The organism is Amycolatopsis australiensis, from assembly GCF_900119165.1.
Lineage (GTDB): Bacteria > Actinomycetota > Actinomycetes > Mycobacteriales > Pseudonocardiaceae > Amycolatopsis > Amycolatopsis australiensis.
The window spans coordinates 6,876,755-6,899,056 of sequence record NZ_FPJG01000006.1; the positions used below are offsets into that span (position 1 = coordinate 6,876,755).

Annotated in this window: 22 protein-coding genes; 6 read left to right on the forward strand and 16 right to left on the reverse strand. The window is 71.7% G+C overall.

Going from position 1 to position 22,302, the window contains the following annotated elements:
• Positions 1-106: 106 nt before the first annotated feature.
• The 4 genes from der to BT341_RS33455 all read right to left on the reverse strand — a co-directional run bounded on the left by der (position 107) and on the right by BT341_RS33455 (position 3,672).
• Positions 107-1,567 (reverse strand): ribosome biogenesis GTPase Der, encoded by a 1,461-nt coding sequence (der, locus tag BT341_RS33440; RefSeq protein ID WP_072480050.1) that lies wholly within the window; start codon positions 1,565-1,567, stop codon positions 107-109.
• A gap of 17 nt (positions 1,568-1,584) precedes the next feature.
• On the reverse strand, positions 1,585-2,229 hold the full coding sequence (locus tag BT341_RS33445) for a lysophospholipid acyltransferase family protein (protein ID WP_177329096.1): 645 nt from the start codon (positions 2,227-2,229) through the stop codon (positions 1,585-1,587).
• Positions 2,230-2,309: 80 nt separating this feature from the next.
• On the reverse strand, positions 2,310-3,014 hold the full coding sequence (cmk, locus tag BT341_RS33450) for a (d)CMP kinase (RefSeq protein ID WP_072480052.1): 705 nt from the start codon (positions 3,012-3,014) through the stop codon (positions 2,310-2,312).
• Between the two features lie 91 nt (positions 3,015-3,105).
• Positions 3,106-3,672: a TetR/AcrR family transcriptional regulator gene (locus tag BT341_RS33455; RefSeq protein WP_072480053.1), complete on the reverse strand. Its 567-nt coding sequence runs from the start codon at positions 3,670-3,672 to the stop codon at positions 3,106-3,108.
• A 91-nt stretch (positions 3,673-3,763) separates the two neighbouring features.
• Between BT341_RS33455 and BT341_RS33460 the strand changes: the two genes are divergently transcribed.
• From BT341_RS33460 to BT341_RS33470, 3 genes are read left to right on the forward strand one after another with little or no spacing between them, the layout of a single operon-like run.
• Positions 3,764-4,132: a DUF4267 domain-containing protein gene (locus BT341_RS33460; RefSeq protein ID WP_072480054.1), complete on the forward strand. Its 369-nt coding sequence runs from the start codon at positions 3,764-3,766 to the stop codon at positions 4,130-4,132.
• Between the two features lie 38 nt (positions 4,133-4,170).
• Positions 4,171-4,653 carry a cation:proton antiporter regulatory subunit gene (locus BT341_RS33465; protein ID WP_072480055.1) on the forward strand — a complete coding sequence of 161 codons (483 nt, stop codon included), beginning with the start codon at positions 4,171-4,173 and terminating at the stop codon, positions 4,651-4,653.
• A 7-nt stretch (positions 4,654-4,660) separates the two neighbouring features.
• Entirely contained in the window at positions 4,661-5,854 is a 1,194-nt protein-coding gene (locus BT341_RS33470) for a cation:proton antiporter (RefSeq protein WP_072480056.1), read from the forward strand.
• A gap of 102 nt (positions 5,855-5,956) precedes the next feature.
• Here the strand turns inward: BT341_RS33470 and BT341_RS33475 are convergent, their stop codons facing one another.
• Entirely contained in the window at positions 5,957-7,810 is a 1,854-nt protein-coding gene (locus tag BT341_RS33475; protein ID WP_245805204.1) for a Xaa-Pro dipeptidyl-peptidase, read from the reverse strand.
• A 58-nt stretch (positions 7,811-7,868) separates the two neighbouring features.
• Between BT341_RS33475 and BT341_RS33480 the strand changes: the two genes are divergently transcribed.
• Positions 7,869-8,696: an SAM-dependent methyltransferase gene (locus BT341_RS33480; RefSeq protein ID WP_143168731.1), complete on the forward strand. Its 828-nt coding sequence runs from the start codon at positions 7,869-7,871 to the stop codon at positions 8,694-8,696.
• Positions 8,697-8,735: 39 nt separating this feature from the next.
• Here BT341_RS33480 and BT341_RS33485 read toward each other — a convergent pair whose 3' ends face one another.
• From BT341_RS33485 to BT341_RS33535, 11 genes are all read right to left on the reverse strand, one after another.
• Positions 8,736-9,488: a pseudouridine synthase gene (locus tag BT341_RS33485; protein WP_072480057.1), complete on the reverse strand. Its 753-nt coding sequence runs from the start codon at positions 9,486-9,488 to the stop codon at positions 8,736-8,738.
• Positions 9,475-10,155, reverse strand: a complete 681-nt coding sequence (gene scpB, locus BT341_RS33490; RefSeq protein ID WP_072482322.1) for an SMC-Scp complex subunit ScpB — start codon at positions 10,153-10,155, stop codon at positions 9,475-9,477. Before scpB ends, BT341_RS33485 begins: the two co-directional genes overlap by 14 nt.
• 542 nt (positions 10,156-10,697) lie before the next feature.
• Positions 10,698-11,594, reverse strand: a complete 897-nt coding sequence (locus tag BT341_RS33495; protein ID WP_072480058.1) for a segregation and condensation protein A — start codon at positions 11,592-11,594, stop codon at positions 10,698-10,700.
• Positions 11,594-11,998 (reverse strand): cobyrinic acid a,c-diamide synthase, encoded by a 405-nt coding sequence (locus BT341_RS33500; RefSeq protein ID WP_072480059.1) that lies wholly within the window; start codon positions 11,996-11,998, stop codon positions 11,594-11,596. The genes BT341_RS33495 and BT341_RS33500 overlap by 1 nt, the downstream gene beginning before the upstream one ends.
• Positions 11,995-12,966 carry a ParA family protein gene (locus BT341_RS33505; RefSeq protein WP_072480060.1) on the reverse strand — a complete coding sequence of 324 codons (972 nt, stop codon included), beginning with the start codon at positions 12,964-12,966 and terminating at the stop codon, positions 11,995-11,997. The genes BT341_RS33500 and BT341_RS33505 overlap by 4 nt, the downstream gene beginning before the upstream one ends.
• Before the next feature lie 146 nt (positions 12,967-13,112).
• Positions 13,113-14,015 (reverse strand): site-specific tyrosine recombinase XerD, encoded by a 903-nt coding sequence (xerD, locus tag BT341_RS33510; protein WP_072482323.1) that lies wholly within the window; start codon positions 14,013-14,015, stop codon positions 13,113-13,115.
• Positions 14,016-14,156: 141 nt separating this feature from the next.
• Positions 14,157-14,786, reverse strand: coding sequence for an NUDIX domain-containing protein (locus tag BT341_RS33515; RefSeq protein ID WP_072480061.1), 630 nt, complete (start codon positions 14,784-14,786; stop codon positions 14,157-14,159).
• Positions 14,783-16,483, reverse strand: coding sequence for a CTP synthase (locus BT341_RS33520; protein ID WP_072480062.1), 1,701 nt, complete (start codon positions 16,481-16,483; stop codon positions 14,783-14,785). Before BT341_RS33520 ends, BT341_RS33515 begins: the two co-directional genes overlap by 4 nt.
• Before the next feature lie 90 nt (positions 16,484-16,573).
• A complete protein-coding gene (locus BT341_RS33525) occupies positions 16,574-17,734 on the reverse strand; it encodes an acyltransferase (protein WP_072480063.1) in 1,161 nt (386 codons plus the stop codon).
• 235 nt (positions 17,735-17,969) lie between these two features.
• Positions 17,970-19,166, reverse strand: a complete 1,197-nt coding sequence (locus BT341_RS33530) for a S53 family peptidase (RefSeq protein ID WP_072480064.1) — start codon at positions 19,164-19,166, stop codon at positions 17,970-17,972.
• Positions 19,167-19,317: 151 nt separating this feature from the next.
• A complete protein-coding gene (locus tag BT341_RS33535) occupies positions 19,318-19,986 on the reverse strand; it encodes a GntR family transcriptional regulator (protein WP_072480065.1) in 669 nt (222 codons plus the stop codon).
• A gap of 147 nt (positions 19,987-20,133) precedes the next feature.
• On the opposite strand from BT341_RS33535, the gene BT341_RS33540 reads away from it, so the two are divergent.
• Positions 20,134-21,555, forward strand: coding sequence for an NCS1 family nucleobase:cation symporter-1 (locus tag BT341_RS33540; RefSeq protein ID WP_072480066.1), 1,422 nt, complete (start codon positions 20,134-20,136; stop codon positions 21,553-21,555).
• Positions 21,552-22,259 (forward strand): aspartate/glutamate racemase family protein, encoded by a 708-nt coding sequence (locus BT341_RS33545; protein WP_072480067.1) that lies wholly within the window; start codon positions 21,552-21,554, stop codon positions 22,257-22,259. The genes BT341_RS33540 and BT341_RS33545 overlap by 4 nt, the downstream gene beginning before the upstream one ends.
• The last annotated feature ends 43 nt before the right edge of the window (positions 22,260-22,302 follow it).

Sequence of the window (22,302 nt, forward strand, 5' to 3'; positions counted from 1 at the left end):
CGCTCTCCGGTTGAGGCGCCCGCAACGACCATCAACGATACCCGCGGGTCAAGAAAAGGTGTCCACAGGGTCACGACGGAGTGTCGGACCTCACGCGGGCGTTGCCCTACCTGGTCCGGGCGGCCTTTCCGCCGACCTTGGGCTTCGCCTTCTTCTCCCGGACCCGGACATTCACCCGGACGGGGCTGCCGGTGAAGCCGAACCGCTCCCGGAACTTGCGCTCGATGAACCGGCGGTAGCCCGCCTCGAGGAAGCCCGTGGTGAACAGCACCAGCGTCGGCGGCCGGATGCCGGCCTGCGTCGCGAACAGCACCTTCGGCTGCTTGCCGCCGCGGACCGGCGGCGGGGTGGCCGCGATCAGGTCCGACAGCCACGCGTTGAGCTGGCCGGTCGGCACCCGCTGGTCCCACGACGCCAGCGCCGTCCGCAGCGCCGGCGCGAGCTTGCGCACCGAACGGCCGGTCAGCGCGGAGATGTTGACCTTCTCCGCCCACGGCACGCGGACCAGGCCGCGCTCCAGCTCGCGGACCATCGCGTGCCGGCGGTCCTCGTCGACCAGGTCCCACTTGTTGAACGCCAGCACGCAGGCGCGGCCGGCCTCGACGACCATGGTCAGCACCCGCAGGTCCTGCTCGGAGATCGGCTCGGACGCGTCCAGCAGCACGATCGCGACCTCGGCCGCGTCGATCGCGGTCTTGGTGCGCAGCGACGCGTAGTACTCGGCGCCGGCGGCGAAGTTGACGCGCTTGCGCAGGCCCGCCGTGTCCACGAACCGCCAGGTCTCGCCGTCCAGCTCGACGAGGGAGTCGACCGGGTCGACGGTGGTGCCCGCGACCGAATCGACGACCGAGCGTTCCTCGCCGGAGAGCTTGTTGAGCAGGCTCGACTTGCCGACGTTCGGCTTGCCGACCAGGGCGACACGCCGCGGCCCCGACGTCACCGCGCCGCCTTCGCGCGGCGACTCGGGCAGCGCCTTGAGGATCGCGTCGAGCAGGTCGCCGGAGCTGCGCCCGTGCAGCGCGCTGACCGGGTGCGGCTCGCCGAGGCCGAGCGACCACAGCGACGCGGTGTCCGCGAGCAGCCGGTCGTCGTCCACCTTGTTCGCGGCCAGCAGCACCGGCTTCTTCGAGCGGCGCAGCACGCGGGCGACGGCCTCGTCGGTGGCGGTGGCGCCGACCGTGGCGTCGATGACCAGCAGCACGGCGTCCGCGGTCTGCATGGCCAGCTCGGCCTGCGCGGCGACGGCCGCCTGCAGCCCGGTCGCGTCCGGCTCCCAGCCGCCGGTGTCGACCAGGGTGAACTTGCGCCCGCCCCAGTAGGCGTCGTAGGCGACGCGGTCGCGGGTCACGCCCGGCACGTCCTGCACCACGGCTTCGCGGCGGCCGAGGATGCGGTTGACCAGCGTCGACTTGCCCACGTTGGGCCGTCCGACGACGGCGAGCACCGGCTGCGCGAGCGCGGCCTCCTCGGCCAGCTCGGCCGCCTCGATCTGGGCGTCGAGCGCGGCGAACTCGGTCTCGTCGGACCAGGTGCCGTCGACTTCGCCGACGCTGTCCAGCTCTTCCATTGCTAACCCATTTTCCCTTATGGCGTGACGAATCCGTTTTCGCTACGCCAATCGTCCAAAGTCTTCACGAGCGCCGCGAGCTCGCCGCGCAGCTCCTCGGTGCCCTGGTCGAGCCCGGTCTTCCCGGGGCCGACCTTCGGCGTGAACGGCTCCCCCACGAGGATGTCCACCCGCGGCCGGAACCGTCGCCTGCCGCCGGCAGGCTTGCGCGTGCCCCGCGTCGCGACCGGGAGCACGGTCGCGCCGGAGGCCCGGACCAGCCAGGCCGCGCCGCGTTCGGCCGCGCCGACGTCCCCGGCGCCGCGGGTGCCCTCGGGAAAGATCCCGACGACCCCGCCGCCCTTGAGCACGGCGACCGCGGTCATCAGCGGTGTGCGGTCGATCTCGCCGCGCTTGAGCGGGATCTGCCCGATCGCCAGCAGGAACTTCCCGACGATCCCCGAGAACATCTCGGCCTTGACCAGGAACGCCGAGCGCCGCGGCAGCATTCCGAAGATCAGCTGCGGCTCGATCATCGAGCTGTGGTTCGCGATCACGAGCACCGGCCCGGTGGCGGGCATGCGCTCGCGGCCGTGCACGCGGACGCGGAAGGCCGACCGCAGATAGTACCGGGCGAAGACCCGCCCGGCGTCGTGGAGTGCGCCGACGGAGCCTTCCGGCAGTCCGTCAGCCGCTTTCGGGGGGTCCGAGGAGGCTCGCCCCCCGGCTGGGGTCCGGGGCTCGGCCCCGGAAGACCCAGCTTTCATCGCGCCACTTCTTCTTTGCAGCCCGCGAGCAGGCCGCGGTGGCTGGCCAGCTCGCTGAGGGCGACGATCACCTGGTCGATGGACAGTTCCGAGGTGTCGACGTGCACGGCGTCGTCGGCCGCGCGCAGCGGCGAGGCAGCGCGGGTCGAGTCGAGGTGGTCGCGGCGCTCGACGCTGGCCAGCGCGTCGGCGACCGACGACTTCCGCCCGGCGGCGGTGTCCTGGGTGCTGCGGCGCGAGGCGCGGACGTCGGCCGACGCGGTGAGGAAGACCTTGAGCGGCGAGTCCGGCGCGACGACCGTGCCGATGTCGCGGCCTTCGACGACGATCCCGCCGACGCTGCCGAGGACTTCGCCGATGATCCGCCGCTGCCGGGCGACCAGCAGCTCGCGCACGTGCGGCACGGCCGAGACGGGCGAGACGGCCTTGGTGACCTCGGGGCCGCGGATGTCGGCGGCGACATCCTCCCCGCCGAGGCGGATGTCGGTCCGGTCGGGGCTGGTGCCGATGCTGAACTCGGCCCGGTCGGCGATCTCGGCGACGGCGACGGCGTCGGCCGGGTCGACTCGGGCCCGCAGCACGGCGAGGGTGACCATCCGGTACATGGCGCCGGTGTCGAGGTAGCCGGCACCGAGCCGGTCGGCGAGCTTGCGGGCGACGGTGGTCTTCCCTGTCCCCGACGGGCCGTCCAGCGCGACCACACCACGTAGGGCTCCCGTCACCGGCACTCTCCTCGCGTTCTCGTCTCGTTCCGGGCCGGTGTCCATTCTGCCGGTCGGGCCGCGGAGGAGATCAGTCGGCCCGCGCGCCGAAGCGCTCCACCACCAGCGCGAGACGCTCGTCACGGTGGTCCGGCGACAGCCGACGGCCCCGGTCCAGCGTCACGAGGCCGTGCAGGGCCCCCCAGAAGACCTCCGTCAGCGCGCCCGCGCTCTCGCCCCGCGCGACCGGCTCGACCACCGCGAAGAGCCCGGCGAACGCCTCTTTCATCACGGCGGGCGTGTCGTCCTGGGCGAACGGCAGCTCCGACGCCAGGGTGAACATCGCGTCGTACAGCGCCGGTTTTTCGAAGGCGAACTCGACGTACGCGCGGACGACGCCCGCCAGGCCGCCGTCCCGCGCGGCCGCCAGCACGGCGGCCAGCTCGGCGAAGCCTTCCAGCGCGGCGGCCGCCATGATCGCGTCCTTGCCGCCCGGGAAGTGGCTGTAGAGCACGGGCTGGCTGTACTCGATGAGCGCCGCGAGCCGCCGGGTGGTGACCGCGTCCCAGCCCTCCGCCTCGGCCAGTTCGCGTGCCGCGGTGACGATCCGCCGGCCGCGCTCGGCCCGGTCCCGCACCCGCCGTTCTCGCTGGTTCATGCCCTCGATGCTAGCACCGCTAGACAAACTAGCGTCGCTAGATTAGCGTTGCTAGTAATTCTAGCGATGCTAGCAACCTGGAGGGAACACCATGATCGTCGCCGGCTACGTCCTCGTCTCGCTCGTCTCGCTCGGCATCATCTACGTCGGCCTCAACTACCTCTTCGCGCCGCGGAAGATCGCCGCGGGCTTCGGGTTCAACGAGGTCCCCGAGAACGCCGAGTCCTTCTTGAACGTCAAAGGCGGCCGCGACGTCGGGGCCGGCCTGATCCCGCTAGCCCTGATGATCTACGGCGACGCGCACGCGCTGGGCTGGGTCATCCTGACCGCGGCCGTCTGGCCCTTCTTCGACATGCTGATCGTGCTGCGCCACCGGGGAAAGAAGGCCACGGCCTTCGGCGTCCACGGCCTGACCGCGGTCGTGATGGTGGTCGCGGCGCTGCTGCTCCTGCTCGGCTGAAAACCCCGCGAAACGGACACGTGGGTTACGGTGGCCGGGTGAACGTCGAAGTAACTCCCCTGCCCGGCATCGGGGTCCGCAAGGACTTCGCCACCCGTACCGGCCGCCGCATCGGGGTCGTCACCCAGCGGGACGGGCACATCGAGCTGATCGTGTCCAAATCGGACGATCCCGACGCCTGCGCCGCCTCGATCCCGCTGACCGCGGACGAGGCGGGCGCGCTGGCCAACCTGCTCGGTGCGCCGCAGCTGGTCGCCCAGCTCACCGAGGAGCACCGGGACCTGCCGGGGATCAGCACGCGGCAGCTGCCGATCAAGCCGTCCGGCCCGTTCGACGGCCGGACGCTCGGCGACACCGCGATGCGCACCCGCACCGGCGTCTCGGTGGTCGCGGTGGCGCGGGCGGGGCAGGTGCACCCCTCGCCGGCGCCGGACTTCACGTTCACCGGGGGCGACCTGCTGGTCGCGGTCGGCACGAGCGAGGGTCTCGAGGCCGCCGCCAAGATCCTCAAGTACGGCTGAGCGGCCGATGGACCACACCGCGCTGTCCCTGATCGAACTGGGGGCGGTCTTCTTCGCGCTGGGCGTGCTCGGGCGCCTGGCCGGCAAGATCGGCCTCTCCCCCATCCCGCTCTACCTGCTCGGCGGCCTCTGCTTCGGCTCGGGCGGGCTGATCCCGCTGACCGACATCGGCGGCTTCACCCACCTGGCCGGCGAAATCGGCGTCGTGCTGCTGCTCCTGCTGCTCGGCCTCGAGTATTCGGCGGCCGAGCTGTTCACCGGGCTGCGCCGCTCCTGGACGGCGGGCCTGCTGGACATCGTCCTCAACGCCGCCCCGGGCGCGGCGGTCGCGTTGCTGCTGGGCTGGGGCCCGGTCGGCGCGATGGTGATGGCGGGCGTCACGTACATCTCGTCGTCCGGCATCGTCGCGAAGGTGCTCGGCGACCTCGGCCGGCTGGGCAACCGCGAGACGCCGGTGGTGCTCTCGATCCTCGTGTTCGAGGACCTCGTGATGGCGCTCTACCTGCCGATCCTCACGGCGGTGCTCGGCGGGGTGTCGCTGCTGGGCGGCATGGAAGCCGTCGGGATCTCGCTGCTGGTGATCACCGTGGTGCTGGTGATCGCGCTGAAGTTCGGCCGCTACGTCTCGGCGGCGGTCGACAGCCCCGACCGCGAGGTGTTCCTGCTCAAGGTCCTCGGCGCGGCCCTGCTGGTGGCGGGCGTCGCGTCGGCGATGCAGGTGTCGGCGGCGGTGGGCGCGTTCCTGCTCGGCATCGCGATCTCGGGCTCGACGGCGGAGAACGCGACGCACCTGCTGGAGCCGTTGCGCGACCTGTTCGCGGCGGTGTTCTTCGTGGTGTTCGGGCTGAACACGAACCCGGCATCGATCCCGCCGGTGCTGGGCTGGGCGATCGTGCTGGCGGTGGTGACCACGCTGACGAAGGTGGGCACGGGCTGGTGGGCGGCACGCCGCCAGGGCATCGGCAAGATGGGCCGGGCCCGGGCCGGCGCGGCGCTGGTGGCGCGCGGCGAGTTCTCGATCGTGATCGCGGGCCTGGCGGTGACGGCGGGAGCGGTCGAGGGCGAGCTGGCGGCCCTGGCGACGGCGTACGTCCTGCTGATGGCGATCCTCGGCCCGACGGCGGCCCGGGTGGTGGAGCCGATAGCCCGGGCACTGCAACGCAAGTCGGCCGCCCGAGCAGCGACAGCCGAAGCGAACTAGCACCGGCCCCAAGCGCCCCAATGCGGCCTTGGTTGCGTCTCACGCACCGAAGGCCGCCTTGGGTGCGTCTCACGCACCGAAGGCCACATTGGGGCGCTCGGGTCAGCGCAGGTCCGCCTGGGCCGCCTGGGCCGCCGACGGCACGAACGCGTCGCCGCCGGGGCGGCCCTGGTGGGTCGCCGCCGCCGGGACCACGCCCGCCAGCGGGACCGACACCGATGTCCGGGCCAGGTCCACGGTCAGCCGGCCCGGCTGGGCCGGACCCCGGATGAAGCTGCCGTCCGTGCCGCCGATGATCAAGGCCAGCGCGTGCCCGCGCGGCACGATGTGGTCGGTCGGGGCCAGCCGGAACGTCATCGTGTACGCCGTCCCCGGCGTCAGCGGTCGTTCCTGGGAAAGGGACGCGTAGTTCGCCAGGTCCGCCCACCCGCGGCCGAGGATCGTGTAGTTCACCTTCTTCACGTCCGCCGACGTGATCCGGTAACAGGCGTCGTCGCCGGGCGTCGACGCGCCCCAGCAGTTCTCCGCCGTTCCCGTCTTGATCCCTTCACCGTTTCCGGTGAAGTTCCGGATCGTCGCCGGGCCGAGGTCCACCAGCAGCGCCGACAAGCGCGCCGATGACGTGCTCGGTGTCGCCGTGACGGTCACCGAGGACGTCCCCGAGACGTGCACGTCCGAGGACAGCGTCCCGGTCGAGTAGGTCAGCGCCGCGCTGCCCGGGTCGGTCACCCAGGTGTCCTCGCCCACGCTCGGGTTGTCGGTGAAGGACGCCGTGCCCGAGGCCGCCGACGTGCCGAGCGTTCCCGAAACGTGGGGTCGCAAAGTGGTCGCGACCGCGTCGGCCGCCGGGTACGCGCTTTGCGTCACCCACAGGTCCGGCTGCCGCTCGACGGTGGCCTGCGGGCCGTTCTGGACGCCGTTGTCGATGCCGAGCAGGTAGTGGTCGAACCAGCGGTGCAGCAGGTCGACCCAGTCCGCGCGCCGGTAGTCGAACGGGTCGACGTGCCCGGTCTGCGACAGCCAGATCTTCTTCTCGACGCGCAGCCCGGCCCACCACTGTCCGAAGTGGATGGTCTTGACGTTGAGGTCGTTGACGCCGTGCGACAGCAGCACGCTCGCGCGCACGTCGGCCGCGTGCGTGACGTAGTCCCGGTCCGCCCACAGCGGCCCGTAGTCGCCGTTCGCCGTCGCGCCCTGCCGGAGGGCCTGGTTCTGCGCCGAGCAGTCCTGCCCGCCGTTGCGGTCCTCGACGGTCTGCGCGAGCCCCGCCGGGCTGGAGCCGAAGACCGCGCCGTCGGAACGGTAGTAGTCGTACCACGAGCTGATCGCGGAGATCGGCACGATCGTCTTGAGTCCCGCGACGCCGGTCGCCGCGACCCCGTTGGCGACGGTGCCGTCGTAGGACTTCCCGATCATGCCGACGTTCCCGCTGCTCCAGCCCGCGGTGACCGGGCTGCCGCCGGTCTTCGCGCGGTAGCCGGTCGCGCGGCCGTTCAGCCAGTCGACGACCTTGCGCGCCGAGTCGACGTCGGAGGAGCCGCCGACGTCCGCGCAGCCGGCCGAGCGGTTCGTCCCGGCCAGGTCGACGAGCACCACGGCGTAGCCGCGCGGCACGAAGTAGTTGTCGTAGAACAGCGGGAACTTCACCGGTTTCCCGGCGCTGTCGTAGGTCTTGAGCTCGCTCTCGTTGCCGCGCCCGCAGCACGAGTAGTAGGGGCTGGCGTCCATGATCACCGGAACGCCCGACGTCGGTTCGCCCGGCCGCACGATGTCGGCGGCGACCCGGTCGGAGCGGCCGTCGCCGTCGCCGTCGTGCCCGATGTCGACCCACACGGTTTCGCGGATCGCCTTCGCGTAGTCGTAGACCGGTTCGCTCGCCGCCGGCGCCGCGGCGGCCGGGGCCACCACGCCGGACAGGAGAACCGCGAGGACCCCGCACACCACACCGAGTCGCATGCCGGTCACGCTAGCGAGCCGGCGAACCCGCCCACCACGGCGGAAAGTCGGGGGTACGTTGGCGGTCGTGACCGAGTCCCTGCCCGCTGTGAGCCGCACCGCCGTCGGCGTCGCCGCCCTGCGCGCCTACGAGAGCAGCCGGCCGGACCGGCTGTTCGACGACCCGTACGCGGCCGCGTTCGCCGCGGCCGGCCACCCGGCGCTGCCCGCCACCGGCCGCGGCGACGCGCAGGCCCGGCTGGGCATGCTGTTCTACCCGCAGGTCGTGATCCGCACCCGGTTCTTCGACGACTACCTGCTCGGCAGCGGCTGCCCGCAGGTGGTGCTGCTCGCGGCCGGGCTCGACGCCCGGGCGTTCCGCCTGGCCTGGCCGCCAGGCACCCGCGTGTTCGAGATCGACCTGCCGGAGGTGCTGGCGTTCAAGGACGAGGTCCTCGCCGCGCACGGCGCGTCACCGGCGTGCGAACGGGTCGTCGTGCCGGCGGACCTGCGCGGGAACTGGGCGAAGGCCGTGCGTGACGCCGGGTTCGACCCGGCGGTCCCGACCGCGTGGCTGGCCGAAGGGCTGCTGATCTACCTGGCGCGGGAGGACGCCGAGCGGCTGCTGACCGCCGTCCGGGAGCTGTCGGCGCCGGGCAGCCGGATCGCGTTCGAGCACCGGCCGGGCACGCCGCCGGAGAGCCTGATCGCCCGCGCCCGCGCTACCGAAGGCGGCGAGCCCGTAACGGCCCTGTGGCGCGGCGGGCTCGGCGGCCGCGCACCGGAGTGGCTGGCCGCCCACGGCTGGGAGCCGTCGACGGTCACGCGCGCCGAGCTGGCCGCCCGGTACGGGCGGCCGTCGGACGATGACGCCACCGCCGGCGGGTTCGTCACCGCCGTGCTGTGACAACCGGGCGGCGCCACCCGGACTCTCGAAAAGCGGGCGTCAGAGGTCGACGGCGCGGTAGAGCGAGCCGACCTCGCCCTTCGTCAGGCGGCGGATCGAGCCCGAGCGCTGGTTGCCGAGCTGGACGTCGCCGATCGCCGTGCGGACCAGCTTGAGCACCGGGTGGCCGGTGTCCTTGAGCAGGCGGCGCACGATGTGCTTGCGGCCCTCGTGGATGACCAGCTCGACCAGCGACTTGCCGGAGTGCATGTCCTTGACCCGGAACTGGTCGACCTTGACGATGCCGTCCGGCAGCTCCCAGCCCTTCCGCAGCTCCTTGCCGAGCCCGCGCGGGACGAGCCCGTCGACCTCGGCGAGGTAGGTCTTGAGCACCCGGTAGGACGGGTGCATCAGCCGGTGCCCGAGGTCGCCGTCGTTGGTCAGCAGCAGCAGGCCCTCGGTGTTCTCGTCGAGCCGTCCGACGTGCACGACGCCGGGCGTCTCCTCGTACCGGCCGCGCAGGTAGTCGCCGACGCAGGGGCGGCCGCGGTCGTCCGACATCGTCGAGTGCACGCCCTTGGGCTTGTTCAAGGCGAGGTAGACCAGGTCGTCGCGCAGGTTCACGCGGGTGCCGTCGACGTGGATGACCGCCTCGTCCGGGTGCACGCGGCGGCCCAGCTCGGTGACGACCTCGCCGTCCACCTCGACCCGGCCGGCGACGATCAGGTCTTCCGCCGCGCGCCGCGAGGCGACGCCGGCCTGCGAAAGCACCTTCTGCAGCCGGACGCCGTCGGGGTGTTCACTGGATGTCATCGATGGTGTCCACTTCGGGTAGCAGCGGAGCGATCGGGGGCAGGTCGTTCAGTGACGACAGCCCCAGTCGCTCCAGGAACAGCTCGGTCGTCACGTACAGCGTGCCGGTCGTCTCGGGATCGGTCCCCATCTCTTCGATGAGGCCGCGGGCGAGCAGCGTCCGGATCACGCCGTCCACGTTCACGCCACGCACCGCGGCAACCCGCGCGCGGGTCACCGGCTGCCGGTACGCGATCACGGCGAGGCTCTCCAGCGCGGCCCTGGTCAGCTTCGACCGCTGGCCGTCCAGCAGGAGCTTCTCCACGAACGGGGCATAGACGTCCCTAGTGTAGAACCGCCACCCTTCGCCGACGCGCCGCAGGTCGATCCCGGAGGCGCGTTCGGTGAACTTCTGCGCCATGGTCCGCAGGGCGACGACGATCCGAGCCTTGGGCTGGTTCAGGGTGTCGGCGAGAAGTTCCTCGCTGGCGGGCGAGTCGACGACGAGGAGAAGGGCTTCGAGGGCGGCTTCGAGGGCCTCGTCGGAGGTGACGTCGGGCAGGGAGTCGGCATCCCCGGCGGCGACCAGGTCGGACTCGGGATCGGCCGGGCCGGGCTCGGCTTCGGCGGCGGCCGGTTCGCCGGCGGCACCGGGCTCGGCCGGTTCGGCCGGGTCCGGCTCGGCCAGTTCGCCGACGGCATCGGGCTCGGCCGCGGTCTCGGGCTCCGCAAGCGCGACACTTTCGGGTGAGAGCTGCGGGTTGGCCTCGGGTTCGGCGGGACCTTCATCCGCCCCGGCGGCACCCGTCCCCGGCGCGGCGGCTTCGGCCTCGGCCGCGGGCTGCTCGGCGGGCTCGCCCCCGGTCTCCTCGGCGGGTTCGAAGACTGTGGGCTCGGCCGAGCTCCCCTCGGCTGGCTCGGCGACTGTGGGCTCGACCGAACTCCCCTCGCCCGGCACCCCACCCTCGACCGGCTCAGCGGCTTCGGCGACCGCCGCCTCGAGCAGCGGCTCCAGCGGCTCACCTTCCTCGGTCACCGGCTCGCCGGACAGCGCCTCGTCCAGCGCCAGCTCCGCCGCGGCTTCCCCCGGCTCCGGCGGCGAGACCGGCTCGGCGGCATCCGCGGCCCCGGCGGCCACGACCTCCGCGGCATCCGCGGCCCCGGCCTCCGTGACCTCCGCGGCCTCGCTCGCCGGGGACTCCGGCGCGACCGGCTCGTTGTCTTCGGGGCTCACCCGTACTCCTCTTCGTCTCCGGCGGTGCGGTCCAGCTCCGCCGCAACGGAGGCTTCCTCCACCGATCCGCCCGTCCAGCGGACATGCAGCTCCGCCAGTGCTTCGCTCTGCTCGAACTGGACCGTCGCCTCGCGGTAGAGCTCCAGCAGCGCCAGGAAGCGCGCCACGATCTCCACCGTGTGCTCGCAGTCCTCCACCAGCTCGCCGAACGTCGCCTGTCCCGCCGATGCCAGCTTCACCCGCAGGATCGCCGCGTGCTCGCGCACCGAGATGCGGCCCATGTGGATGTGCGCGATCGACACCGTCGGTGGCGGCTTCGGGCGGAACACCGCCACCGCGATCTCCGCGAACTTCTGCGGCGTCACGCCCAGCATCACCTCGGGCAGCAGACCGACGAACCGCTCCTCCAGCGCCACCGACCGCGGGTAGCGCCGCAGCGCGTTCTGCTCCAGCTCGCCGAACAGCGCCGCCACCTGCTTGTACGCCCGGTACTGCAGCACCCGCGCGAAGAGCAGGTCACGGGCCTCCAGCAGCGCCAGGTCGTCCTCGCTCTCGACCTCGGCCGCGGGCAGCAGCCGCGCCGCCTTCAAATCCAGCAGCGTGGCCGCGATGACCAGGAACTCCGTCGTCTCGTCGAGGTTCCAGTCCGTGCCCAGCGCCCGCGTGTACGCGATGAAGTCGTCGGTGACCTGGTGCAGCGCCACCTCGGTGACGTCGAGCTGGTGCTGGGAGATCAGCTGCAGCAGCAGGTCGAACGGGCCCTCGAAGTTGGCCAGCCGCACCTTGAACTTCGACGTGCTCAGTTCTTCGGTGTTGACGCCTTCGGGGATCATCCCGCCGTGCACCGTCTGGTGCTCTTCGGGGACCTCCGGAGCCGGTTCCGGCTCGTCCATCAGCCCTCGGTTTCGCCGCCGTCTGAGCCGACCACCCGCAGCCGCTGCACCAGCACCGAGTCCTCGCCGTTCTGGTCGAAGTCGGCCAGCAGCACCGCGACGGCCTCGCGGACCAGCCGGCCGCGGTCGACGACCAGGTCGTGCTTCGCGCGCAGCGTCAGCCGGGCCTGCTCCATCGCGACGAGCTCGTCGCCGGAGACGTACACGGTGATCTTCGCGTCGTGCTTGGTCCGGCCCGAGCCGTGCGGGGCCGCGCTGCGGGCGAGTTGTTCCGCGCGGCCGTTGCCCGAAGGCTTGGGCTTCTCCGCGGGCTCGGCCGGGGGCTGGGGAGGGAGATCGAGGGCGGGGCTGGAGGTGATGCGGAAGAGTTCCGACGCTCCGGGCAGGGAAGCGCGCCTGCTCACCGAGCGATCACCTCACGGGCCAGCTGGCGGTACGCCGCCGCGCCGGCCGACTTGGGCGCCCAGGTCGTGATCGGCTCACCCGCGACCGTCGTCTCGGGGAACCGCACGGTGCGGTTGATGACCGTGTCGAACACGGTGTCACCGAATGCCTCCACCACGCGAGCCATGACCTCCTTCGAATGCAGGGTTCTCGGGTCGTACATGGTGGCGAGAATCCCGACTATGTCCAGTTTGGGGTTGAGGCGTTCTTGCACCTTCTCGATGGTGTCGATCAGGAGGGCGACGCCTCGCAGACTGAAGAACTCGCACTCCAGCGGGATGATCACGCCGTCCGCGGCGGTCAGCGCGTTCACCGTGAGCAGGCCGAGCGAGGGCTGGCAGTCGACAAGAACATAGTCGTAGTCGTTCATGACCGGACGAAGGACCCGTAACAACGTGTGCTCGCGCCCTACCTCGGCGACGAGCTGGACCTCGGCGGCGGACAGGTCGATGTTGCTCGGCAGCAGGTCAACGCCGTCGACGCGGGTCTTCATGAGCACGTCGGTGGCGCTGACCGACCGCTCCATGATGGCGTTGTACACCGTCTGGTCCAGCTCGTGCGGCTGGATGCCGAGGCCGACGGCGAGCGCGCCCTGCGGGTCGAAGTCGACGAGCAGCACCTTGCGCCCGTACTCGGCGAGGGCGGCCCCCAGGTTGATGGTCGACGTCGTCTTGCCGACGCCGCCCTTCTGGTTGCACATCGCCATGATCTTGGCCGGGCCGTGCTTGTCCAGCGGCGGCGGCTCGGGGTGCTCCCGGATCGGGCGCCCGGTCGGGCCGATGCCTTCGAGCCTGACCTTCTTGCCGTTGCGCTCCTGCGGCTCGTCGCCGTCGTGGAGGTCCGGCGTCGCGATCTTGACGTCGTTGAGGTTCGCCGCCGCCGACCCGGCGGACTCGGCCGGGTGGGCCGGCTGGTTCGGTGTCGACATGGCGAGAAGGCTCCTTGTTCGTCGCGTCCGCCGCAGCCTATGTCCGGAGTCGGAGCCCCGGCAAAGCAACGCGCCGGACTCGACGGGGCAATGTCACTCGACCGTCGGTGCAGGCCGGCAAGGCCCTTCGCCGTTTCTAGTGCTTTCTAGCCGAGCGCCCGCGGGTGCGCCGTCGCGTACACCTCGCGCAGGGTGTTGACCGTGACCAGCGTGTACACCTGGGTCGTCGTCACCGACGCGTGGCCGAGCAGTTCCTGGACGACCCGGACATCCGCGCCGCCTTCGAGCAGGTGCGTGGCGAACGAGTGGCGGAGGGTGTGCGGCGACACCCCGGCGGTGATGCCCGCGCGTTCGGCGGTGTCCTTGAGCACCTGCCACGCGCTCTGCCGCGACAGCCTGCTGCCGCGGGCGTTGAGGAACAGGGCGGACGTGCCGCGGCCGTGCGCGGCGAGTGCCGGCCGGGCCCGGACGGTGTAGGCGTGCAGCGCCGCGAGCGCGGGACGGCCGATCGGGACCAGCCGCTGCTTGCCGCCCTTGCCGTCGAGCAGCACGGTGCGTTCGGCGTCGTCGACGTCGTCGACGTCCAGGCCGACCGCCTCGGAGATCCGCGCCCCGGTGGAGTAGAGCAGTTCCAGCAGCGCCCGGTCGCGCAGCGCGCGCTCGCCGTCCGGCGGCGGGGTCTCCAGCAGCCGCAGCACGTCGTCGACCGGCAACGCCTTGGGCAGGCGTTTCGCCGGCGTCGGCGGCCGGACCTCGCGGGCCGGGTTGTGCTCGGTGAGGCCCTCGGCGTGGGCGAACTTGTGCAGGCCGCGGACGGCGACGAGCGCCCGCGCGGCCGACGACGCGGCCAGCGGCTTGTGCTCGTCGTCGCCTTCGCGCAGCGCCGCGCCGAAGGAGGTGACGTGCGCGGAGGTGACGTCGGCGATCTTCGCGACCCCCGCGGTGTCGAGGTGTGCGGCGTACCGGCGCAGATCGCGGGCGTAGCTGTCCAGGGTGTTGCGCGCGGTCCCGCGTTCGACGACCAGGTGGTCGAGATACGCGGCGATCACGTCGGCCGTGCTGTGTGGGCTGGAGGCCACGCCGTCACCTTAGGCCGCCGGCGGTCCCTCGCCCGGCAGAAACCCCGCGGACGCCGTGAATGCCGCATTCCCGGACGCTTGGCCCGTCGATGTGGCATTCACGGCCGTCGCTCAGGACTCGCGGCGCTTGGCGAACGCCGTCGGGCGGTCCTCCCAGGGGGCGTCCGCCGGACGCGGCGTGGCCGCGCCCGTCACCACCGCGTGCGCCGCCAGGACGCCGGACACCGTCGCGCCGTTGACCAGCTCGCCGGCCAGCGCCATCCGCACCGCCTCGGCCAGCGGGAACTTGCGGATCACCAGGTCCGCCTCCTCCTCGCCGAGCACGTCGCGGTCCACATCGGACAGCCCGCGGGCGAGGAAGACGCGCACCACCTCGTCGGTGAAGCCGGGTGACGCCGCGACGTCGACCAGCGTCTCCCACTCCGCAGCGGCCAGCCCGACCTCTTCGACCAGCTCGCGGCGGGCCGTGTCGACCGGGTCCTCGCCGAGGTGGTCGATCAGGCCGGCCGGCAGCTCCCACAGCCGGTGCCCGATCGGGTGGCGGTACTGGTGGATCAGCGTGACCTGCCCGTCTTCGTCGAGCGCGACGATCGCCACCGCGCCGAGGTGCTCGATCACCTCGCGGACCGCGGTTCCGCCGCCCGGCATCACGACGTCGTCGATGCGCAGGCCGACGACGCGTCCGATGTGGACGTCACGGCTGGCGGCGACGCTGAACTCGTGCTCCCCGGGCGCGGTCACCGGGCCGCCACCGGCGCTTCGGGCAGCTCGACCGGCAGCCGCTCGGCGACCTTGCGGTCCACCACGGCCTTGACGAATGCGCTGAACAGCGGGTGCGGCCGGGTCGGGCGGCTCTTCAGCTCGGGGTGGGCCTGCGTGCCGACGAAGAACGGGTGGACGTCGGCGGGCAGCTCGACGAACTCGACCAGGTGGTCGTCCGGCGAAGTGCCGGAGAACACCAGACCCGCGTCCGAGAGCCGCTTGCGGTAGGCGTTGTTCACCTCGTAGCGGTGCCGGTGGCGCTCGGACACCTCGGTGGTGCCGTACGCCTTCGCGACCTGCGAGCCGGGCTTGAGCTTCGCCGGGTAGGCGCCCAGCCGCATGGTGCCGCCCATGTCCCGCTCCCCCGCGACGACGTCACGCTGGTCGGCCATGGTCGAGATGACCGGGTGCGGGGTGTCCTCGTCGAACTCGGCCGAGTTCGCGCCCTCGATCCCGGCCAGGTGCCGGGCGCCCTCGATGACCATGCACTGCAGGCCGAGGCACAGGCCGAGCAGCGGGACGCCGCGGGTGCGGGCGTACTCGATCGCGCCGACCTTGCCCTCGATGCCGCGGATGCCGAATCCGCCCGGGATCAGCACACCGTCCACACCGGACAGCACGGAGGCGGCGCCGGACGCGGTCTGCGCGTCGTCGGAGGCGACCCAGACGATCTCGACCTTGGCGCGGTGGGCGAACCCGCCCGCGCGCAGGGCCTCGGTCACCGACAGGTAGGCGTCGGGCAGGTCGATGTACTTGCCGACGACCGCGATGCGCACGGTCTCGCTGGGGTTGTGGACGCGGTCGAGCAGGTCGCCCCACACGGTCCAGTCGACGTCGCGGAACGGCAGGCCGAGGCGGCGGACGACGTAGGCGTCGAGCGCCTCGCCGTGCAGCACCTTCGGGATGTCGTAGATGGACCGCGCGTCCGGGCAGGCGATGACGGCCTCGGTGTCGACGTCGCACATCAGGCCGATCTTGCGCTTGAGGTCCTCGGGGATCTCCCGGTCGGCCCGGCAGACCAGCGCGTCGGGCTGGATGCCGATGTTGCGCAGCGCGGCCACCGAGTGCTGCGTCGGCTTCGTCTTGAGCTCGCCCGAGGGCGCCAGGTACGGCACCAGCGAGACGTGCAGGAAGAAGCAGTGGTCGCGGCCGACGTCGTGGCGGACCTGGCGGCAGGCCTCCAGGAACGGCAGGGACTCGATGTCGCCGACCGTGCCGCCGACCTCGGTGATGACGACGTCCGGGGCGTTCCCGGACTCGTCGGGCTCGGCGGCCGCGGTGATCCGGGCCTTGATCTCGTCGGTGATGTGCGGGATGACCTGCACGGTGTCACCGAGGTACTCGCCGCGGCGCTCCTTGGCGATCACCTCGGAGTAGACCTGGCCGGTGGTGACGTTGGCCTTGCCGTCGAGGTCGCGGTCGAGGAAGCGCTCGTAGTGCCCGATGTCGAGGTCGGTCTCGGCGCCGTCTTCGGTGACGAAGACCTCACCGTGCTGGAACGGGTTCATCGTCCCGGGGTCGACGTTGAGGTACGGATCGAGCTTCTGCATCGTGACGCGAAGCCCGCGCGCGGTAAGGAGCTGACCGAGGCTGGAAGCCGTGAGTCCCTTACCCAGAGAGGAGGCGACGCCTCCGGTGACAAAGACGTACTTGGTAGCCCGTGACTGAAGTCCCACGGGCCGCCAGCATATCCCACCCGCGGGGATCCGCTCGCTGTGACATGCCCGAATCGTCTGACGTGACCCGGGCCACCCACCCGGGTGAGGTCAGGCGGCGACCTTCACGGGACGCAACCGGGGCCGTCCGGTCAGCGCGCGGCTGCCCGGCAGGCGCCGCAGGGCCTCCACGATCACGATCGTCAGCGCGATCGTCGCGCCGTAGATGATCACGCTCAGCCACGGTGCGCCGAAGCGCTCCGCCACGCGCGGGATCACCGGGCCGAGCAGGGCCAGCGCGAGCGGGTGGACGAGGAACACGCTGAACGACCGGTTCGCCGCCCACGAGACCAGCCGGGCCCCGCGGCTGCCGTCCCGCCGGCGCGCGGCCCACCACGTCGTGAACGCGTAGATCGCCGCGATGACCGTGACGCACCACGGGATCAGGTACGGCTGGAACGGGTCGCTGGCCACCTGCGGGAACGTTCCATTGTGGACGGTGTGCAGGTAGCACCACTCGGTGCCGGCGAGCACCGCCACGAGCGCGCCGCCGAGCAGCAGCCGGTGCCGGCCGACCCAGGCGTGCACGGCCTCGAAGTGCATGGCCACGACGGCGCCGAACAGCGTGTAGAACTGGTACGGCAGGACCGTGGCGTACAGGTGCGTGATCGTCTCGTAGCTGACGCCGAACGGCTGGTAGGTCATGAACGCGACGACGCCGACCTGGAGCACGCCGCTGCCGAGCAGCAGCCACTTGTGCCGTCCCGCGGTCGCCCGCAGCAGCTTCAGCAGCACCGGGAACAGCAGGTACACCTGCATCGTCACGAGCAGGAAGTACAGGTGGTACCACGCACCGCCGGTCACCAGGTCCTTGAGCAGCAGGCGCATCGACGCTTCGAGCGAGCCGGGCTGCTGCGTGCCGGTGACCAGCGAGTACGCCCAGAAGAACATCGACCAGGCCAGGTACGGCGTCGCGACCAGCGGCAGCCGCCGTCGCCAGAAGTCGCCGGGGGCGATCTCGCGGCGGCGGTTCTGGAACACCAGGACGAACCCGGTCAGCGCGAAGAACGCCTCCCGCGTGAAGTGCAGCGGCGTCTCGACGGCGTTGGCCCCCACGTCCTGCGCGTAGTTGGTCGCGCCCACCACGTGGATGAGGATCACGCAGGCGAACGTGATCAACCGGAACAGGTCGATCTGGTGGAGGTACGGCGCTTTGCCGCCCGGTCTGGCGACGTGGGCGGGCGCTTCGAGCGTGGCCTGGGCGGTCGTCATCGTGCCGCCGTTCCGGCACCGTCGTCGGCGTGGTTCACGTTCTCAGACTTGCCACCCATTCTGTGAATTTCCCATGAAGCCACTGGGAACCGCCTGTTGGCCCAGGTCCCCGGGCATGTCGGATATGCCACGTCCGCTCGGGGAGCGGAGAACCGGTGATGATGCTAGTGCGGTGCGTGACGGCCCACCACACGGGCGGGGTGGGCACCCGCGTGGCGGACCGTCCGCGGCCGGGTCAGAAGGCGGCCGCGCCGTTCGGCGTGCCGAGGCCGGTCGGGCCGTCGTAGCCGGTCACGGCGGTGCACAGGTAGCCGCCGCCGCACGAGCCGTTGCTGCCGCCGCTCACGTCGTAGAGCGACGATGTGTGCGAGTACACAGTGTTCGCGCCGGTGACGCCGCTGACCCCGCCGAGCGCGTAGACGCCGCCGACGAGCGGGGCCGCGACGCTGGTGCCGCCGAACACCATCCAGCCGGAGCGGCCCTGGTAGGCCGTGCTGTCGTAGACCGCGACACCGGTGGCCGGGTCGGCGACCGCGCTGACGTCGGCCACCGTCCGCTTGCCGCAGCCGCTGTCGGACTGCCAGGACGGCTTGGCGACGTACGCCGAGCAGCCACTGCCCGCGCCGCTCCACGCTGTCTCGCTCCAGCCGCGGGTGTTCGACGCCTTCGTGAGGCTGGTGCCGCCGACGGCGGTCACGTAGCGCGACGCCGCGGGGAACTCGACGCCGTAGCCGGAGTCGCCCGAGCTGACCGTGACGGCGACACCGGGGTGGTTGAAGTACTGGCTTTCGTCGGTCGTCTCGCCGGAGTACTCGCTGCCGCCGTAGGAGTTGCTGACCACCTCGGCACCGAGCCCCACCGCGGTGTTCACGGCGGTGCCGAGGTTCGCCATGCTCGGCGTGGTCGCCTCGACCAGCAGGATGTTGCACTTCGGGCAGATCGCCGACGTCATGTCGAGGTCGAGCGAGATCTCCTGGGCCCAGCCGCCGTCCTTGCGCGGGTAGGTGGTACCGCCGCTCTGGTCGGCCTTGGCGAAGCACGGCGTGGTGCTCGCGTCGACCGACGACGGCGTGCAGGACGCCAGTGCGGGGATGCCGTACTGGGCGCGGTAGACGTTGACGTCGGCGAAGGCGGTCGGGGCGTCGTAGGCGTCCACGATAGCGATCGTGCGGCCGGCACCGGCGCTGCCCGCGAGCGTGCCGAGGTTGTAGGCGGAGAGCAGGTCGGCCGGGCCCAGCCCGGACGGCATGGCGGCGGCCGCCGCGGGGACGGCGTCGGTGTCGATCCAGGCGTTGCAGGCGGCGAACCCGGCGGGGGCGGCCGAGCAGACGCGCTGGGCGTGCCCGTGCTGGGCGGGGGCCGCCTCGGCGACGGGCGCCGTGACGGCGAGGGCGACGGTGAAGGCTGCGGCGAATACTGGCGTTCTACGCACAGTGAACCTCCGGAAGGTGGGGACCCGGCCGGCGCGGACCGGTGAGCGAAGACGGTAAGCCGCCGTTCGGCCGTGTGACACAGACCAAAGTCGTGTCAGCTTTGGTGCGAACGGAGGAAAAACCGGGCGCTGGTGCGCAAATCCGGCAGTGTCAGCCCGCAGGCCGCTCGCCGGGCTCGTCGCCGAAGAGGGAACGCAGGGTCACCTCACGGTTCACCCGCACGTGCTCGACCGCGGACGCCTTCGCGCGGTCCGGGTCCCCGGACGCGATCGCCTCGTAGAGCCGGCGGTGCTCGCCGAGCAGGTCCGTCCAGTGCTCGTTCTGGCTCGTCAGCCAGCGCAGCCTGCCCTCCAGCGGCTGCAGCATCGTGCTCAGCAGCCCGTTGCCGGCGACGGCCACGATCTCGTCGTGGAACCGCGAGTTGAGCACGGTGATCCGGGCCGCGTCGCCCCGGGCCGTCGCGCGGGCGGCGTCGGCGAGCATCCGCTCCAGCCGCTTCAGCTCCGCCGCGCCGGCACGCTCTGCGGCGAGCCCCGCGGCGAGCCCTTCGAGCGCCTCCCGGACGTCGAACAGCTCCTCGACGTCGATCCGCGCCAGCTGCCGGACGACGACCCGGCGCGGCGATTGGACGACGACGAACCCCTCGGCTTCGAGGCTGCGGATGGCCTCGCGGACGGGGACGCGCGAGACGCCGAGGTCCTCGGCCAGTTCGCGCTCGACCAGCCGGTCGCCCGGGCGGAGACGGCCGGTGAGGATCCGTTCGCGCAGCTCTTCCCGCACCCGCTGCCGGGTGGCCGCGAGGGGCTGCCGCTCGTTCACCGCTCCCCCTTCAACACCGTCGTAACCGGCCGTAACAGGAGTTTATCGGCAGGAGGGTTGACGGCGGCGGACCAGGGGGTGATATTTGGGATGCCAAATTTTGGTATCCCAAATCGTCGTCCCTGCACGTCGATCGGAGGGCCCCGCATGACCGCCGCCCCGCTCGCCTCCACTCGGCAAGAGACCGCCGCGCCACCGGACCCCCGGCTCTGGAACGAAGACCTCGCCCCGGCGAAGGAACGCCGCTGGAAGGTCTACGACATCTTCGCGCTGTGGATGTCCGACGTGCACAACCTCGGCAACTACACCTTCGCGGCCGGGTTGTTCGTGCTCGGGCTGTCGGCCTGGCAGGTGTTCACCGCGCTGCTGTTCGGGTTCGTGATCATCTACGCCGGCATGAACCTGATGGGCCGGATCGGGCAGCGCACCGGCGTGCCCTTCCCGGTGGTGGCCCGGATCAGCTTCGGCACGTTCGGCGCCAACCTGCCCGCCCTGATCCGCGCGATCATCGCGATCTTCTGGTACGGCATCCAGACCTACCTCGCGAGCGTCGCGATCACGGTGCTGGCGCTCGCCATCGACCCGGGCCTGAAACCGCTGACCGAACACGGTTTCCTCGGCCTGCACTTCCTCGGCTGGATCTGCTTCGTTGCCCTGTGGGCGGTCCAGGCGCTGATCCTGACCCGCGGCATGGAGTCGGTGCGCAAGTTCCAGGACTGGTGCGGGCCGGCGATCTGGGTCGTGATGATCGCCCTCGCCGTCTGGATCCTCGCCGCCGGGCACTGGCACATCTCCCTGACCGGCAGCCCGAAACACCTGTCGACGGGCGAGCAGGTCCGGCAGTGGTTCGGCGCGGCCGGGCTGATCCTGGCCACCTACGGCACGCTCATGCTGAACTTCTGCGACTTCTCCCGCAACGCACCGGACCAGAAGACCGTGCGGCGCGGCAACTTCTGGGGCCTGCCGGTCAACTCGACGGCGTTCGCGCTGCTGTCGGTGATCGTCACCGCGGGCAGCATGCAGGTCTTCGGCGAGGCCATCACCGACCCGGCCGAGCTGCTGGCCAAGGTGCACAACACGCCGGTGCTGATCGTCGGCGCGCTGACGTTCGCGGTGGCGACCATGGGCGTCAACATCGTCGCCAACTTCGTCTCCCCCGCCTACGACCTGGCCAACATCTGGCCGAAGCGGATCACGTTCACCATCGGCGGGATGATCAGCGCGGTCGCGGCGCTGTGCGTGCTGCCGTGGAAGCTGTACTCCTCGCCGGCGGTGGTCAACTACTTCCTCGGCGGGCTCGGCGCGTTCCTCGGGCCGCTGTTCGGGATCATGATCGTCGACTACTACCTGATCCGGCGCGGCAAGGTCGACGTCGCGCAGCTGTTCGTCGACGGCGGCGCGTACCCCCGGGTGAACCCGCGGGCGCTGGTGACGTTCTTCCCGGCGGCCGCGCTGTCGGCGGTGATCGCGCTGGTGCCGTTCTTCGCGCCCGCGGCGCCGTACTCGTGGTTCATCGGCACGGCGTCGTCGGCCGCACTCTACTGGGCCGTTTCGAGGAAGCTCCGATGAGGATCGTCGTCACCAACTGCAACACCACCGAGGCGATGACGAAGGAGATCGAAGCCGGGGCCCGCGCGGCCGCGAGCCCCGGCACCGAGATCCTCGCCAGGACGCCGCGCTGGGGTCCGGAGTCGGCCGAAGGCTGGCTGGACAGCTTCCTGTCCGCCGCGGCCGTGCTGGACCTGTTGCGGGGCCTGGACGAACCGTTCGACGCGGTCGTGCTCGCCGGCTTCGGCGAGCACGGCCGCGAAGGCGCGCGCGAGCTGCTCGACGTCCCGGTCGTCGACATCACCGAGGCGGCGGCGCACCTGGCCTGCCTGCTCGGCCGCCGCTACGGCGTGGTGACCACTTTGGACCGCACGTGCGGGCTGATCGAGGACAGCCTCCACGCCGCGGGCGTCGGGCAGAACTGCGTCACGGTCACCGGCGCGGGCCTCGGCGTGCTGGAGCTGACCGACGAGCGCCGGACGGAGTCGGCGTTGCTCACCGCGGGCCGCCGCGCGCGGGACGCCGGCGCGGAGGTGCTCGTCCTCGGCTGCGCCGGGATGACCGGGCTGGACCGCAAGATCGCGACGATGCTGGACATCCCGGTCATCGACGGGGTCGCGGCGGCGGTCCGGCTCGCGGAGTCGCTCGTGGCGCTGGGACTCCGGACCAGCCGCGCGGGGTCGTACGCGAAGCCGCTGGACAAGCGGCGCACCTGGCCCGGCTGATTGACACTTCCGCGCCAGCCACGCAGAATTCGACCGCCACACG